The organism is Acinetobacter sp. ME22 (genome assembly GCF_022012315.1).
GTDB lineage: Bacteria > Pseudomonadota > Gammaproteobacteria > Pseudomonadales > Moraxellaceae > Acinetobacter > Acinetobacter brisouii_A.
Window position 1 is genome coordinate 125,519 of the sequence record NZ_JAKLTL010000005.1, and the last position, 15,950, is coordinate 141,468.

Consider the following 15,950-nt stretch of genomic DNA (forward strand, 5'->3'; position numbering starts at 1 on the left):
AGCATTCTTTATGAAATTTATTTATTCCGTTCTTCTCTCGGGCTTGATTATTGGGTTATCTGCATGTACCGCTTCCAACTCATTATCCACACAAATGCAGGATAATGGCAGCATGTTGGTACAACGTCGAGTGAACAATCCTGTATTGATGACTGAAATTGGAATTGATCAGGTTCACATGGTTAATGTCGGTGATTTGAAAAAAGTCGCTCTTGGCATTAAAAATCAACGCTTTAATAACAAACACTTTTTCTACAAAATTGTTTGGAAAAATGCACAAGGCATAGAAATTGACCCTGAAGGTGCAATTTGGAAACCAATTGAGTTAACTGGACGTGAAATTAAAGGTGTGCAATCTCTTGCACCGAATCCTTCTGCGGTTAACATTGTGATTTATTTCAAGAAGTAAGCGAGATATAAAATGAAAATTCAAATCGTCAGTGGTTTATTGCTCGGTACGTTATTGTTAACAGGTTGTGCAAGCAGCAGTGTCAGTTATGAAGATGCTCAATCTGTTGAGACTCTAACCCGAGATTTTGGTGCAACAGATTTACAAATGATTGCCAATAAAATGGTCGATGACATGTTGAGCTTTCCACCTGTCATTGAAATGACTCAAAAGCGTCGCCCTGTTTTATTTATTGATCGCATCAAGAATAAAACCCAAGAGCATATCGACACTGAATCGATTACTGACACAATTCAAAATAAACTGATCAATTCAGGCAAATTCCGTTTTGTTGATATGACATCTGTGAATGCAATCAGTGATCAAATGGCCTATCAGAAGAAAAGTGGCATGGTCAATCAAGCTACAGCGGTTCGTACAGGTGGACATATTGGCGCTGAATATATGCTCAATGGCAACCTCTCAAGTATTGTCAAAACCTCAGGTGGTCGCAGCGATGTCTATTATAAATTCACGCTGAAATTACAAAATTTACAAACAGGAATTGTGGAGTGGACAAGCGAAAAAGAAATTCGCAAATCAGCTAAACGTCCTGCTTTTGGTTTTTGATTCTTTCCATTTTTAAGCAGCAGACTTTCTGCTCTGCTGCATGTACATAGATTCTCTTATGAAAAAAATGATTTTAGCGGCATTGCTTGGATTTGGTATGCATCAAAGCAGTTGGTCAGCTATACAGGAAGTAGCACAAGAGGCTTCTGGCAGTGGTACATCTCAACACCAAGCCATTTCAGAAGCTTTACTGATCGCAACGCAAGCAGTCAATGGAACAACGGTCAGTCAGCAAGTTGATTATGAAGATACTGTTCAACTCACGATGCAACAAAATCATTGGGTATATACTGGGAAGTCTTCCCCTGTATTTAGTGTAAAAAGTACAGGTGCAGGTTCCATTACACGGTTTCAGGTATTGAGTGTCACAGGGAATCAGCAACACTATCAGGCGCGTGTCCGTGCTTATGTGACTAAATTCGGCTCGAGTGTAGAAGATCAGCATTTACATCGTATTGCGATTTTACCTTTTCGCCTGACAGGAACAGCACATCGATCTAGCGAATTCAGCGAAGAACTGGCAGATGTATTGGGGACTTACCTATCTCAGTCGAATCAACTGAGTGTTGTTGACCGTCAATATATTGATGAAATGCAAGCAGAAAATGACTTCTTACGTTGGGATGGTGCACCGCAGGAACTGGCTCGTATTGGTCAAAAAGTGGGTGCAGATTATTTATTAGTTGGGAAAATTAGCCAACTGAGTGATACTTCTTCGACAGCCAGTCATCTGTATGGCTTAAACCAAAATGCTCAACAACTCCGTCTCACATGGCGAGTCATTGAAGCCAATACCAGCAAGGTCGTTGCAGCAGGAACATTGAATCAAGTCATTGCAGAACATGCAACGGATAACTTACTTTCAGATGAAGTGACAACACCGATTGATCAGGTTGCACAGCAGCTCAATCAAAAAATTCTACAAGGTCTTAAACTCACGGTTCCCGTTACCTTGCCTACAACAGATCCATCTCCAGGCTATGCCATGACCCCAGGCTCAAGTGAAGAACCCATTCGCTGGTAAAACCATCAGGAAGATCGATCGACTGGCAGGGTCTGCTGTGTATATCGCTTTGAAAGTTGTTTTAAACTACGCACCTGTCGCCTATAGCGGCGGCAGGAACGACAAATTAAAATATGACAGCGCAACGCTGTTATTTGTCGAAAACTCAAAGTCTGATCAAGCTGCTCAGACAATAATTGTGTCGCTTGGCGGCAAGTTAACATGAACAATCCTCCTGAAGTAGCCATTTATTTTCAAGGCATTCCCTTAATCGCGTTCGGCTACGGTACATCAGCACATTGAAATTGCTTAAACTCAGCTCTAATTTTTGACAGATCTCTTCGCTACTTAATTCAATCATTTCTCTCAACATAAACACTTGAGCATAACGTGCAGGCAAATGGTTCAAACATGCATCAAATACTAGCCAAAAATCCTGTTGCTCCATCATTGTTTCAGGGCTTTGCCATGCTTGCGGAGCCTGATCATGTTGCCAGTGTCCATGCTGATCAAATAGTGCATCAATGCTGAGTTCAGTTTCATCATCAGCAAACAGTTCACTCATACTTTTAATGCGTTTACTGTGCCGCAAAATATCAATAATCTTATTTTTTAAAATCGCAAAAACCCATGTTTTCAATGCGGAGCGTCCAGCAAACTGCTCCACATGTTGTAATGCACTACTCAATGCCTCTTGTACAGCATCTTCCGCCAGACTCAATGACGATAATTGCAATACGGCAAATTTAAGCATTTGTTGACGTAGGTCTTGTAAAAAAGCAGCATCATGTAACAAACTCGACATGCAATTTCTCCCTACAACAAATCATGTTGTTGCAGATAAGCCCGCAACTGATCTAATTGCTGTTGTTGCTGCGCTGTGTTCCATGTGGGTATCTGCTGCACAAGCAACTGTCTTAACTGTTGAGATGATGTGACGCCCTGAGTTAAAGGTTCTATCAGAAGGGCAAAAATAGTGGTTAATTGCTGAACTTGGATTTGATCATGAACATCACGCCATACCAAAATTGCACTGGGCTGAACTTGGCAATCTGCGATCGACATGCCGACTTGCCACCGATAGACAGGATACTGATAAACCAAGACCCAAACTGAAGTCTTGAGTTGCCAATTGTCACCATTCAAACTAGAGACATCTCTTAAATGCTCAAGCACTAAGGTATCAAGATACAACTCTAACCATTCATACTGCAACAGCTCCAACAACCACGGATATGGCGCTATCCTATCGGATTGATATTGCTCCACATACTCACGAAAGTGCAATGAAATATCATGATACAACGGCGACTGACACTGTGCGTGGGCAAAAAATTCATCTAGCAAAGCCTGCCAAAGCGGTTGAGGTAACAGACTTTTAGCAATCGGATAAACATTCTCCACAAAACTAGAGATATTGTTGAAGAGCAGTTCACGATACAACTGTATCCGCTCAAGCTGTAGCTCTGGCATTGCAGCATAATCTGCTTGTCGAATCGCTTGGCAGAACTGCTGTTGAATCTGCTGAAATTTAAGCTCAGACATCGCCTGCTTCCTGTTGAAGTTGCTGAATCTGTTGTAATTCGGATTGTAGTTGCTGCCATGTCGGAATATTAAAATCACGCTCCAACAGCGTTGGACGTACACCTATGTGTTGATAGGTTGCCCGCAACAATTCCCAAACAGGATCATTGATTGCAGCACCATGTGTATCAATCAACAAATCAGGGCTGATCTGCTGATGTCCTGCGACATGTAAATAACGAACACGTTCAGGCGGCATTGCTGTAATAAATGCCAGTGCATCACTGCCGTGGTTGATACTGTTGACATAGACATTATTGACATCCAATAACAGCTCACAGTCTGCGGCTTGTAAGACTGCACAGACAAACTCGGCTTCTGTCATTTCCGCAGCAGGCATAGCATAGGTTGAAACATTTTCAATCACTAAACGCTGCCCGAGGAGATCCTGTACTTTTAAAATGCGCTCAGCCACATAATCCACGGCTTCTTCTGTCATCGGAATGGGAAGCAAGTCATATAAATAACCACCATCATGGGTATAACTTAAATGCTCCGAATACAGTAAAGCTTGATGCTGTTTAAGAAACTGTTTGATCTGTCCAATAAATTCTAAATTCAGCGGATGTGGCCCACCAATCGATAAGGACAATCCATGACAGAACAACGCTGTACGTTCTACACATGCTGCAAATTGCTTGGCATGCCGCCCACCAAGTCCAAGCCAGTTTTCAGGGGCAACCTCGATAAAATCAGGGACGTGTTCAGCCTGCAAATAATCATCAATCAGTTCACGTCGTAAACCAAGCCCAACACCTGCTATGTTCTGCATAGAAAACCTCACATTGCGGACACATGAGCAGTGCTGGCACTGCCCATTTTCCAATCGACGATTTAGTGATTGCTACCACATTTTGCATCTGCTGTTTTTTTCGCTGCGCCACACTTGGCATCGGCAGCTTTTTTATGCTCAGGAGCTTTCTTGGCTGCACCACATTTTGCCTCACCACATTTGCCATCTTTCGCTTTGCTCATTTGATGAGGCGTTGAGGCTGGTGCTGCTTGGTTCTCAGCGGCCTGTACCGTCGTACCTGTCACTGACAATGCCAATAATGCCGCTACAGGTGTCATGCTATGTAATTTGTTCATGTCCAATTTCCTTGTATTAAGTTCAAAAATCATCACGTACCGAAACAGTACTGAGATATAGACGTTGCATTTGAAGATTTCTTACACTTAAAAATAAAAATTTTTCCTGTGTAAGAATCAGTCGTCTATAGCGTCTAACAGATTAAGCTTAACGATGAGCAAATCAAGATGGAAAGACTTTTCACAACTTATAGAAAATTGATCAGCGGGATTCAGCATTTTGATGGCTTGGTTGCCTTATCGATTCGCTGCTATTTAGTCCCGATTTTTTGGATGGCAGGTCATCATAAACTCCAGCATTTTTCCGATACTGTGGCATGGTTTGGCAATCCTGATTGGGGGTTGGGCTTACCTTTACCGTGGCTGATGGCAAGTCTTGCAACAGCCAGTGAGCTGCTTGGTGCTGTTTTACTCGCACTTGGCTTAGCAACACGCTATATCAGTATCCCTTTGAGCATCACCATGCTGGTTGCCATATTTACAGTACATTGGCAAAACGGTTGGCAAGCAATTGCCGATCCAAGCGCGCCATTTGCCAATGCCCAAGTTTTTGCATCAGCCGACAAACTCGAGCGTGCGCAGCAATTATTAATGCAATATGGCGATTATGACTGGCTCACTTCGAGCGGTTCATTGGTGATCTTAAACAATGGGATTGAATTTGCTGTAACTTATCTGATTATGCTGCTAGCACTGATCGTGATGGGCGGTGGACGCTATGTCAGTGTCGATGACTGGATTAAACGCTACTCTCGACACGTTACATAGCCATTATGGTGTTAGCCTTTTTTCACCAAATAGTGATATTCCTTCTTCTGATTTTCATCGAGCTGTTCTTCTTGGAGTAACAGTTCATGCCCCAAATGCATACAGAATTTTGGAATATCCCATGAGGTTGACGGATCTGTTGCAAAAATCTCAACCACTTCCCCTGATTTGGCTTTACGAATCGCTTGATGCAGCATCATGACAGGTTCAGGGCAACGCAGCCCACGCGTGTTGAGTTGGATTGCAGGGGTAACAGGAACTTCAGACATGGCGAACTCAAGATAAAAAATCGGCTTTATTTTAGCATAAAGCAATAGAAGACTTGGTTTTTCTCAATTCGTTGTATTGTCGTTGCAAGATGCAGTTTATTAGATGCATCTCGGTTTTTTCTTCGGTATGATTGAAAGCCATTCAGTAACAAAAACACCCGTTTTAGGAACAATCATGCACGAGGAATCAAGCCCATCGTGGGGGATGCGAGGCTTAAGAAAATGGTTAGGCACAGCGCCTGAAACCCGAGATGAATTATTAAAACTTGTCCAAGATTCTCGCCGTTTTTTAGAGCCCGATACAGTGGCGATGCTTGAAGGCGTGCTGGACTTACCCGCCACTAAAATTCGCGAAGTCATGACACCACGCACCGCCATGATCAGCCTACAAGAAGATGACGAACTGCTCGACATTTTACATGTCCTGATTGATTCGGCACATTCACGTTTTCCAGTCTTTTCAAATGATCAACCTGAAAACGTCGTCGGGATTTTACTGGCCAAAGATTTATTGCCTTTTTTAACCGACCCTAAAGCCAAACTCGACATCCGTGCCATTATGCGTCAGCCTGTGTTCGTGCCTGAAAGTGCCCGTTCAGATCAGGTTCTGCGTATGCTGAAAAATACCCAAACCCATATTGCTATTGTGATAGATGAATATGGATCAACGTCGGGGTTGGTGACCTTAGAAGATATTCTTGAGGAAATTGTCGGCGAAATTGAGGACGAACATGACACGGCAGATGAAGAAGCCAGTTATATTGTGCCCGATCCGAAACATCAAACTGCCAATGCTTGGCTAGTTCAGGCACTCACCCCAATTGAGTACTTTAATACCGTACTCGACACGGACTTTTCCGATGATGAAGTCGAAACCGTTGGTGGTTTATTGCTGCAAGAACTTGGATTGGTCAATGACTTGCAAGGTCAGGTGATTGAACTCAATCAGTGGCAATTTACCATTTTAGAAGCCGATGCACGTACCATTCAGTTGATTCAGGCTGTGCGCCAATGAGTGAGCTGCGTATTAAAAAGTCTACTCAAAATCAGCTGAATGCCAAATTTCCTGTTTGGCTCGCTAGCCTGATCGCACTTGCAGCAGGGTCGACTTTTATTTTTGCTTTAGCGCCCTATCATATTTGGATTGTGGCACTCATCAGCCCCGCGCTGCTCTATGCTTGCTTACAACAGCGTTCTGCACCTCAAGCTTTACTGATCGGTTGGTGCTATGGCTTTGGTCTATGGTTCGTTGGGGCATTTTGGCTCTACACCTCAATTCATGAGTATGGCGATACCAGTGCTGCGGTCAGCGTGCTACTGATTGCGATTATGGCAAGTCTTATGGCGCTATTTAGTGCGCTACAGGCGTGGGTCTATCGTCGCTTTTTCCCAGAAACCCCTTTGACCTTTGCTCCACTTTGGGTATTTTTTGAATGGGCAAAAACATGGGTGTTTACAGGTTTTCCGTGGTTATTTGTCGGTTACGCTTTTACTGAACGCTTTTTAGATCAATATGCTCCATTATTTGGTGTATTTGGGGTGTCCTTTATTGCCATGACCATTGCCTGTGGCTTGGTTGAAATGGTTCGTAGAAAATGGTTTTGGGCAGTACCAATTGCCGTACTCCTTGCGGGTGCTTGGGCTGCATCGTTTTTGGTCTTCGTGCAACCCAAAGCCGAAAAACCACTCCATGTTTCACTGATTCAAGGCAATATTCCACAAGATCTGAAATGGCTAACCAGCTATCAAAATCGTACTTTAGATATTTATCATGATCTCAGTGCTTCAGAATGGGGACAAGACTTGGTGGTATGGCCAGAATCTTCGATTCCAATGCCACAAACCGCCATTGAACCCTTTTTACAAGACATAAACCGCCAAGCACTTGCCAAACATTCGGCATGGGTCACAGGTATTCCATACTATGATGAAGCAGGTTCAGTCAAGGCACAGAAACCATTGTTTTATAATGCCCTCATGGCTTTTGGTGAACAAACTTCAGGTTTATACCAAAAACAACGTCTTGTACCATTTGGCGAATACGTTCCATTGGCAGGCTTGTTGAAGTGGGTTTTACCTTCACTGCAAAATGATGCCAGTGCAGGTGGCTTTAGTGCAGGTGCAGCAGGACAACAACCGTTGTCTGTGAAAGGACACCCTCTCGGTGCAGCGATTTGCTATGAAGTGGCATATCCTAACCTCACCCGTATCAATGCAGAACACAGTGACTTTATGGTGACGGTTTCCAATGATGCATGGTTTAAAGGCACGGCTGGCCCTTGGCAGCATTTACAAATGGTACAAATGCGCGCCAAAGAAAATGGTCGTTGGTTTATTCGTGCAACCAATACAGGCGTGACTGCATTTATTGATGCGCAAGGACATATTGTCAAACAAGCGCCGCAAGACAAAGCCTTTGTCTTGCATGGTGATTTACCTGCTTATACAGGGCAAACCTTGTATAACCGTCTAGGCAATTATCCAGTTCTGATTTTCTCAGGATTATTGTTATTGCTCAGTTTGCGTTATCGCCCTCGTCAAATTGATGTGTCGTATAAATCACGTCGTTAATCGCGACAGACATGTTGGTTGCTTCAAGCAGCCAACATGTTAATACTGAAAATTCACCACCAAATAGCTCACCACACCTGCCAAAAATAACATCGGCACATGCTGATAGACTTTGATCATGCGTTGTTCAAGTAAATTATGCTCTAACGTCATGGATGCATTTAAAACGTGCAATGCCGCAATAAATCCTAAACTGGCGCAAGCAGAAAATAGACTCAGTGCAAAGAACCCTAAAACAATCTGGCTTTCTGCATCACTGACATGCCATAAAATATTGGCAATATGCTGAGCAGGTAACAAGCCCGCAATTAAGCTAATGGCTTTGAGCATTTTCCAATGCAACTCATGAATTTCATCTTTTAAAAATAATGCTTTCATGTCTCATCCCTTCCGACAAAAACATTGTCTTTTTTATTATGCAAATTTTTAAAAATAAGAAATAGTCTGATTTTTCTCCATCTTGAGAGTTTCTTGTAACTATCATTCTTGAGAATTATTCTTGTTCTAAATTAAGATGTTAAATCATTCTTAGTTGATGTTTTTCGAGCCTTTTTGGCATTTTTTTAAGCCTAGACTTGTCAACACTCAAATAAATCTTGCATAGTGCTGTCAAATTCAAAATAAGTGATTTCTATGCCTTTACCGTTTCGGATTCGAGTTGCCATTCCTGTTCATTTATATGACTGCTTTGACTACACGCTAACGGAAGCTCAATATCAGCAGGCAGCGCTTGGCGCGCGCGTCTATGTGCCGTTTGGGGCACGGCATTGTGTCGGGATTATTGTCGAGAAACTCAGTCCCGATGAACCCCTCGATCCACGGTTTGAATTAAAAGGCATTCTCAATTTACTCGATCAGCAGAGTTTACTTGATCCGATCTGTCTCAAGCTGATGCACTGGGTAGCATCGTATTATCATTTTCCGCTTGGTGAAGTGTTGCCTGTCGCCTTTCCAACCTTGCTACGTCAAGGAAAATCCAATGATTTATTGGCAAAAGTCTGGGTACTCAATCCTGATCTTCAGGAGGTCAATTTAAAAAAAGCACCACGCCAACAAGATGCCTATAAAATCCTAAAACTCTCGCCACATGGCACACCACAACATATTTTAAATGCCAATGATATTGAAAATTCCACCCTCGAAGCTTTAGCAAAGAAAGGCATTATTCGGGCGGAATATCATCAGCAAAATATGCAGCCCGAAGCTGTGCAACTGGCTCAACTGCCCCTCAAAGCTAATCCTGATCAGAGCAAAGCCATTCAAAGCATTTTAAAGGCACAAGATCAGTTTCAGGCCTTTTTACTCGATGGAATTACAGGCAGCGGCAAAACCGAAGTCTATCTGCAAGTGATGTATGAAGTCCTCAAGCAAGGCAAACAGGTTTTAGTTTTGGTGCCTGAAATTGGGCTGACTCCGCAAACCATTAGCCGCTTTCAGTCACGTTTTCACTGTCATACCGTAATGCTGCATTCAGGTCTGAGTGACACGCAGCGGTTACAGGCATGGCAACAGGCACAGATAGGACGTGCTTCAATTATTTTAGGAACACGTTCTGCGATTTTCACCCCACTGCCAAATTTAGGCTTGATCATTTTAGATGAAGAACATGATCTGTCGTTTAAACAGCAAGATGGCTTCCGCTACCATACCCGTGAAGTGGCACTGTATCGGGCACATGTGCAACGCTGCCCAATTATTTTAGGTTCAGCCACACCAAGTATTGAAAGCTATGCACTGGTTCAGCAAGGCAAGCTTACCCATTTGCAGCTCAATCAACGTGCAGGGCATGCGGTGTTGCCTAAAATGCATGTGCTGGATTTGAAAATTGCACAAAAACAGCATGGACTGAGCCAGCAGCTCATTGAGCAAATTCGACAGCGTCTCGACAAACAGCAGCAAGTGCTGATCTTTCTCAATCGGCGTGGTTATGCGCCTGTGCTGCTCTGTGAACAATGTGCTTGGCAAGCCAACTGCCCACATTGTGACGCGCATTTTACCTTGCACACCAAACCCTATCAGCACTTGCATTGCCATCATTGTGGTTTGATTCAACGTCTGCCCGATCACTGTCCTGCCTGTAACCATGACAGTTTAAAACCGATTGGTTTGGGCACTGTCAAAATCGAAGAAGCCTTGCAAGAACTGTTTCCAGACTATCCTGTGTTACGGGTGGATCGGGACAGCACCAGTCGGGTGGGAAGCTGGCAGAAAATTTATGATCAAATCCAAGAAAATAAACCGCTGATTTTACTCGGCACTCAAATGCTGGCGAAAGGACATCATTTCCCTTATGTCAGTTTGGTGGCACTACTCGATATTGATGCAGGCTTACTGAGTGTGGACTTTCGCGCCACAGAACGTACTGCCCAATTGATTATTCAGGTCGCAGGACGTGCAGGACGGGGTGAGCATAAAGGGGATGTGCTGATTCAAACTTTACGTCCTGAGCATCCTTTATTTCAAATGTTACTAGAAAAGGACTATCGTTACTTTGCTCAGCACACGCTCAAAGAACGGCAACTGGCGCAGTTTCCGCCATTTCGTTACAGCATGCTGGTGCGTAGCCAAGCCCGAAATGCCACAGAAAATCTAGAATTCCTGACGAAAATTGCCGCCCAACTGCGTCAGCTTGCAGGGAATCACATTGAAATCTGGGGGCCAATTCCCGCCCCGATGGAACGTAAAGCAGGTCGACATCAGGCACATTTATTTTTACAGGCCTCCGATCGGGTACAACTGCACATGCATGTGAATACTTGGTGGGCGAACGTCATGCAGCAGCAACCTCGCGGCTTTAGAGTATCGCTAGATGTTGACCCACAAGAAATGAGCTAACACAACTACGACCATTGCTTGAAATATTGCTGTTTATAATATATGGATCAATGAGATAAATTGAGCTGTATAATTGCCTCCTTCGGGTTTGAGTTGCATTTGTGCTGCTTGTGAGAAAGGCTGATCCATGTCGTTACTTTTGCAAATCACAATTTTTCTGGGTGCCGCCTTAATTTTGGTGCCTTTGGGAAAACGCTTTGGGCTAGCAACAGTACTGGGCTATTTGTTCACGGGCATTATTTTAGGGCCGAGCGTCTTTAATATTGCCAGTGATGCCGATGCCATTATGAACATGGCTGAGTTTGGCGTGATTTTGCTGATGTTCCTGATTGGGCTGGAACTGCGCCCACAGCGTTTATGGCAGTTACGCGAATCGATCTTTGCCATGGGTAGCCTGCAAGTCTTTGCCACAGGCTTGCTGATTATGCCGATTCTGTACTTTGCCCTGCATTTGTCGGTTGCCAGTAGCTTTGTCATTGGCTTTGCCTTGGCACTCTCTTCAACCGCCTTTGTGCTGCAACTCCTCACAGAAAAGCAGCAACTGAATACCACCTACGGGCAAAAAGCCTTTTCGGTGTTGTTATTTCAAGATATTGCCGCGATTCCCTTACTGGCGACCATTCCAATTTTGGCAGGCAATCAGTCAACACATCACGGAATCGCTTACTTCGCTGCAATTATTGCCACCTTTAGCGGTCTGTTTTTATTTAGCCGCTTTGTGATGCGTCCATTTTTCCGCTTTGTGGCAAAAAGTGGCGCAAGCGAACTAATTACTGCGGTGGCACTGTTTATTGTGCTTTCCGTAGTTCTGCTAATGCAGGCACTTGGGATTAGTGTCACACTTGGTGCATTTTTAACAGGCGTTTTGCTTGCTGACTCTGAGTTTCGACATGAACTCGAAGCCAGTATCGCGCCGTTTAAAGGTTTGTTACTCGGTCTGTTTTTTATGACCGTAGGCATGACCACACAACTGTCTTTGCTGCAAACCATGCCTGAAGTGATTATCGGGGGGGCGGTGGCATTGTTGCTGATTAAAGCCTGCATTATGACCCTGATCGGGCGTTTTTATCACAACAGTTGGAAAAACAGTTTATTACTCGGAACCTGCTTGGCTCAAGGCGGGGAATTTGCGTTTGTGGTGCTGACCGCTGCACAAGATGCAGAGGTACTGGGTAATCATTTACTGGAACCTGTCAGCCTGATTGTGACGTTGTCGATGACCTTGACTCCGTTATTGTTCTGGGTGGTGAGTCGCTGGATTGCGCCACGTTTTGACCGTCAGGAACAGCCCGCTTATGACGATATTCCCAACCAGAACAACCCGATGATTATTGCGGGATTTGGTCGTTTTGGGCAAATCATTGCGCGGATTGCACGTCTGCAACACATTCCCTTTACCGCAATTGACCATAGCCTGCAACAGGTTGATTTTGTCAGAAAATATGGCAGTACGCTGTACTATGGCGATGTCACCCAACCTGAAATCTTGCGTTCGGCAGGCATCGAAAATGCCAAAATCTTTATTCTGGCGATTGATGATGTGGAAGATTCGCTGAATGTCGCGCGGCATATTACCCTGAATTATCCCAACATTACCTTACTGGCACGGGCACGTGACCGCCATCATGTCCACTTACTGCGAGATTTGGGCGTGAATTTTATTTGGCGGGAAACCTATTTATCCTCACTGGGTATGGCCTATCGCGCCTTACGTGAACTGGGCATTGATGACGCCACAGCCTATCAGAAAATTGAAGTGTTCCGAGATTGCGATGAAAAGTTACTTTTGGAACAGCAAAATATTTATAATGATGAACAGAAAATTTTTGAAACGCATCGTAATGCCCTAGCAGAGCTTGAGCACCTGTTTGAGAGCGATGCCTTTGTTGATAAAAAGAACCAAGATGTCAATTTGCGTCGTGGTTTAGATCAGCAACGCATCAATGTGACGCGAGATGAGTCTGAGTAACTTGTGTTTTAGAAGATCATCTCCATTAAGACAGGGTCTTGGAGAAATATATGTCTAATTTACGTCAACGTTTTTATATTGAAAACTGCCCTGTTCGCGGCGAAGTGGTTCATCTTGAAGAAGCACTGCATACCATTTTGCAAAAGCGTGACTACCCACAAGCCGTACAGATTTTATTGGGTGAAATGCTCAGCGCGACAGCGTTACTTGCCAGCACCTTAAAAATCAAAGGTCGTATCAGCCTGCAAATTCAGGCACAAGGCACGTTTAAATGGGCGATGGCAGAATGTAATCACTTGGGTGAAGTTCGTGCTTTAGCTGACTTTGAACAAGACCCGCGTTTTGAGCAGGCAACCGACAGCAGCACGGTCTTGGCAGCACTCAGCCAACCTGTTTTGTTTATCAATATTGAACCTGAATTTGGTGAGCGCTATCAAGGAATTGTGCCTTTAGACCAACCGACTTTGGCTGGCTGTTTGATGCAGTATTATGATTTATCTGCACAAATTCCAACGCGTATTGTTTTGGCAAGTACAGAAAAACGTACAGGTGGTTTACTGATTCAGCTCCTGCCACGTAACAGCGAAGAAGAACAGCAATTTGTCGATGAAGACCTGTGGCCACGTCTGATTATGCTGACCCAAACACTGAAAACTGAAGAACTGACTGATCTGAGTGCTAACGAAATTCTCTATCGTTTATATAACGAAGAAGATGTGCGTTTGCCTGAAGTTGAACAGCTTCAGTTTGGCTGCACCTGCTCGAAAGATAAGTGTATCAACGCACTCATCCAAATCGGTGTCGATGCAGTGAAAGAAACTTTAGAATTCCAGAACCCAATCGAGATGGACTGCCAATTCTGTAACACCCGTTATGAGTTTACCGCTGAAGAAGCGTTGGGCTTGTTTGGCGAGCATTTAAGTTAAATCTTAAAAAAAGATGAATTGAAGTCAGGCTTCAATTCATCTGAACGCAAAAAAAATCAGGTCACAGGTGCAGGGTTAAACACCGCCAATGAGTTGTGAATGCCCCACTTGTCTGACCATGTTTGTTTCTCCCCACTGGCGACCGCCAAAATCAGTTCAAACAATTCCCAGCCAACTTGTTCAATACTTTTCTTGCCAATTGCGATATCCCCTGCGCTAATGTCAATCAGGTCTGACCAACGATTAGCAATGTTGTTACGGCTCGCCATTTTAATCACAGGCACAGCCGCTAAACCATACGGCGTTCCGCGTCCTGTGGTAAATACCTGAACCGTAATCCCCGATGCCATTTGCTGCGTCCCACAAATAAAATCACTCGATGGCGTTGCCGCAAAGATCAGCCCTTTTTTACTTGGCTTTTGCCCAGGAGAAAGCACTTCCACAATTGCTGAAGTCCCTGATTTAGCAATTGATCCCATGGCTTTTTCCACGATGTTATTCAGACCGCCTTTTTTATTGCCTGGTGTGGTGTTCGCGCTTCGGTCGACACGACCTGCCGCCAAATAATCATCGTACCACTGCATTTCACGAATCAGATCTTTAGCGACCTGTTCATCGGCTGCACGTGGTGTCAGTAAATGAATTCCATCTCGTACTTCAGTGACTTCCGAGAACATCACTGTACCGCCACAACGCACAATCAGATCGGCAGCAAAACCAACCGCAGGATTCGAGGTCACTCCTGAAAAGGCATCGCTCCCACCGCACTGCATACCGACCACTAAATGCTCGGCAGAAACCGTTTCTCGTTGGCGCTGATTCAGTTTTTGCAAATGAATTTCAGCCACCGCCAGAATATGATCAATCATGTCCTGAAAGCCCAAATGCCGTTCATCTTGCAAACGTACAATGTCTGCATCGGCAACTGGAATCCGTTTACTGTTGGCATCGACTTCATTTAACAGACGTTCAGGCTGTAACTTTTCACAGCCCAGACTCACCACCATCACCTCTCCACCAAAGTTTGGATTCAGTGCAAGGTTGTGAATAGTACGAATCGGCACGACTGCCGCAGGTGCATCAATTGCAACGCCACAACCATATAAATGGTTTAAACCTACTACGCCATCGACATTTGGGTATTTCGGCAGGACTTCGCGTTCAATGATTTTCACCACATAATCCACGATGCCTTCAACACAGTTCACACTGGTGGTGATTGCCAGCAGGTTTTTGGTTCCCACGCTGCCATCGGCATTTTTATAGCCTTGGAAAGTATAACCTGTCAGCGACTCAAGTTTCGGCGCTGGACGGGTTGCCATTTCCAGTTCATTCAGATTTGGCGGTGTCGGCATGCGAGTGACGGCTTCATTGACCCAACGCCCTTGTGGCAAGTCTTCATTGGCATAGCCAATAATTTCTCCATAACGCATGATCGGATCATCAAGTTTTAAATCACTTAAAGTGACTTTATGACCTTGCGGGACATCATCCACCAAAGTGACCTGATGTTCCTCAATATAAGTACCTTTGGGCAATCCACCATCATTGACCACAATAGCCACATTGTCCTGAGCGTGAATTTGAATTAAGAGTGGTCTTTGCATGTTTATTCCCTAATAGCAATCCAACACGAAATCATCCCGAACGTGTATGAAGCAGATTGTGCCGTACTTCAGCGAGCCAACACCAGCTGTTTCATTTTCGAATGATCTTAACTGATATGACATCTTATGTTTTTTTGCGTTTTTTCTGCAAGTCATTTTTATATCAGACTTACAAAAATCTCAAATTCACGTGGTCATCAGATCAACACAACAGCGCAAATAAAAATAATTAAAATAAAAAATATGATTATTTATAAATAACTTAAATCCATATTTTCATTTTTATTCTGCTCCGTATTTAAAAAGCACTT

17 protein-coding genes are annotated in these 15,950 nt (G+C 44.0%); 9 read left to right on the forward strand and 8 right to left on the reverse strand.

Annotation, left to right across the window (positions count from 1 at the left end):
• Positions 1–10: 10 nt before the first annotated feature.
• The 3 genes from LVY74_RS08970 to LVY74_RS08980 are packed head-to-tail and all read left to right on the forward strand — an operon-like array spanning position 11 to position 2,042.
• Entirely contained in the window at positions 11–409 is a 399-nt protein-coding gene (locus LVY74_RS08970) for a DUF1425 domain-containing protein (protein ID WP_237814788.1), read from the forward strand.
• 12 nt (positions 410–421) lie between these two features.
• Positions 422–1,018 (forward strand): penicillin-binding protein activator LpoB, encoded by a 597-nt coding sequence (gene lpoB / locus LVY74_RS08975; protein ID WP_237814789.1) that lies wholly within the window; start codon positions 422–424, stop codon positions 1,016–1,018.
• A 58-nt stretch (positions 1,019–1,076) separates the two neighbouring features.
• Positions 1,077–2,042 (forward strand): CsgG/HfaB family protein, encoded by a 966-nt coding sequence (locus LVY74_RS08980; RefSeq protein WP_237814790.1) that lies wholly within the window; start codon positions 1,077–1,079, stop codon positions 2,040–2,042.
• A gap of 5 nt (positions 2,043–2,047) precedes the next feature.
• On the opposite strand, the gene LVY74_RS08985 is transcribed toward LVY74_RS08980, so the two are convergent.
• The 5 genes from LVY74_RS08985 to LVY74_RS09005 form a co-directional block, all read right to left on the reverse strand.
• Positions 2,048–2,245: a zf-HC2 domain-containing protein gene (locus LVY74_RS08985; protein WP_237814791.1), complete on the reverse strand. Its 198-nt coding sequence runs from the start codon at positions 2,243–2,245 to the stop codon at positions 2,048–2,050.
• Positions 2,239–2,826 carry an RNA polymerase factor sigma-70 gene (locus LVY74_RS08990; RefSeq protein ID WP_237814792.1) on the reverse strand — a complete coding sequence of 196 codons (588 nt, stop codon included), beginning with the start codon at positions 2,824–2,826 and terminating at the stop codon, positions 2,239–2,241. Before LVY74_RS08990 ends, LVY74_RS08985 begins: the two co-directional genes overlap by 7 nt.
• An 11-nt stretch (positions 2,827–2,837) precedes the next feature.
• The gene (locus LVY74_RS08995) at positions 2,838–3,566 is read right to left on the reverse strand and encodes an HvfC family RiPP maturation protein (RefSeq protein ID WP_237814793.1); all 729 of its coding nucleotides are present in this window, start codon (positions 3,564–3,566) and stop codon (positions 2,838–2,840) included.
• Complete coding sequence (locus LVY74_RS09000; RefSeq protein ID WP_237814794.1) at positions 3,559–4,377, reverse strand: HvfB family MNIO-type RiPP peptide maturase; 819 nt, start codon at positions 4,375–4,377, stop codon at positions 3,559–3,561. The genes LVY74_RS08995 and LVY74_RS09000 overlap by 8 nt, the downstream gene beginning before the upstream one ends.
• 62 nt (positions 4,378–4,439) lie before the next feature.
• Positions 4,440–4,694 carry an HvfA family oxazolone/thioamide-modified RiPP metallophore gene (locus LVY74_RS09005; RefSeq protein WP_237814795.1) on the reverse strand — a complete coding sequence of 85 codons (255 nt, stop codon included), beginning with the start codon at positions 4,692–4,694 and terminating at the stop codon, positions 4,440–4,442.
• A 168-nt stretch (positions 4,695–4,862) separates the two neighbouring features.
• Here LVY74_RS09005 and LVY74_RS09010 point away from each other — a divergent pair, with 168 nt between their 5' ends.
• Positions 4,863–5,462: an HvfX family Cu-binding RiPP maturation protein gene (locus tag LVY74_RS09010; protein WP_151708514.1), complete on the forward strand. Its 600-nt coding sequence runs from the start codon at positions 4,863–4,865 to the stop codon at positions 5,460–5,462.
• Positions 5,463–5,473: 11 nt separating this feature from the next.
• On the opposite strand, the gene tusA is transcribed toward LVY74_RS09010, so the two are convergent.
• Positions 5,474–5,731 carry a sulfurtransferase TusA gene (tusA, locus tag LVY74_RS09015; RefSeq protein WP_151708513.1) on the reverse strand — a complete coding sequence of 86 codons (258 nt, stop codon included), beginning with the start codon at positions 5,729–5,731 and terminating at the stop codon, positions 5,474–5,476.
• 175 nt (positions 5,732–5,906) lie between these two features.
• Here tusA and LVY74_RS09020 point away from each other — a divergent pair, with 175 nt between their 5' ends.
• Both LVY74_RS09020 and lnt read left to right on the forward strand, forming a co-directional pair.
• Positions 5,907–6,746: a CBS domain-containing protein gene (locus LVY74_RS09020; protein WP_237814876.1), complete on the forward strand. Its 840-nt coding sequence runs from the start codon at positions 5,907–5,909 to the stop codon at positions 6,744–6,746.
• Positions 6,743–8,302, forward strand: a complete 1,560-nt coding sequence (lnt, locus tag LVY74_RS09025; RefSeq protein WP_237814796.1) for an apolipoprotein N-acyltransferase — start codon at positions 6,743–6,745, stop codon at positions 8,300–8,302. Before LVY74_RS09020 ends, lnt begins: the two co-directional genes overlap by 4 nt.
• A 39-nt stretch (positions 8,303–8,341) precedes the next feature.
• Here the strand turns inward: lnt and LVY74_RS09030 are convergent, their stop codons facing one another.
• The gene (locus tag LVY74_RS09030; protein ID WP_151778318.1) at positions 8,342–8,680 is read right to left on the reverse strand and encodes a hypothetical protein; all 339 of its coding nucleotides are present in this window, start codon (positions 8,678–8,680) and stop codon (positions 8,342–8,344) included.
• A 255-nt stretch (positions 8,681–8,935) separates the two neighbouring features.
• Between LVY74_RS09030 and LVY74_RS09035 the strand changes: the two genes are divergently transcribed.
• From LVY74_RS09035 to hslO, 3 genes are all read left to right on the forward strand, one after another.
• On the forward strand, positions 8,936–11,137 hold the full coding sequence (locus LVY74_RS09035) for a primosomal protein N' (RefSeq protein WP_237814797.1): 2,202 nt from the start codon (positions 8,936–8,938) through the stop codon (positions 11,135–11,137).
• A gap of 127 nt (positions 11,138–11,264) precedes the next feature.
• Positions 11,265–13,106 carry a monovalent cation:proton antiporter-2 (CPA2) family protein gene (locus tag LVY74_RS09040; protein WP_237814798.1) on the forward strand — a complete coding sequence of 614 codons (1,842 nt, stop codon included), beginning with the start codon at positions 11,265–11,267 and terminating at the stop codon, positions 13,104–13,106.
• A 50-nt stretch (positions 13,107–13,156) separates the two neighbouring features.
• A complete protein-coding gene (gene hslO, locus LVY74_RS09045) occupies positions 13,157–14,032 on the forward strand; it encodes an Hsp33 family molecular chaperone HslO (protein WP_237814799.1) in 876 nt (291 codons plus the stop codon).
• 56 nt (positions 14,033–14,088) lie between these two features.
• On the opposite strand, the gene garD is transcribed toward hslO, so the two are convergent.
• Complete coding sequence (gene garD / locus LVY74_RS09050) at positions 14,089–15,639, reverse strand: galactarate dehydratase (RefSeq protein WP_237814800.1); 1,551 nt, start codon at positions 15,637–15,639, stop codon at positions 14,089–14,091.
• Positions 15,640–15,950 lie beyond the last annotated feature (311 nt).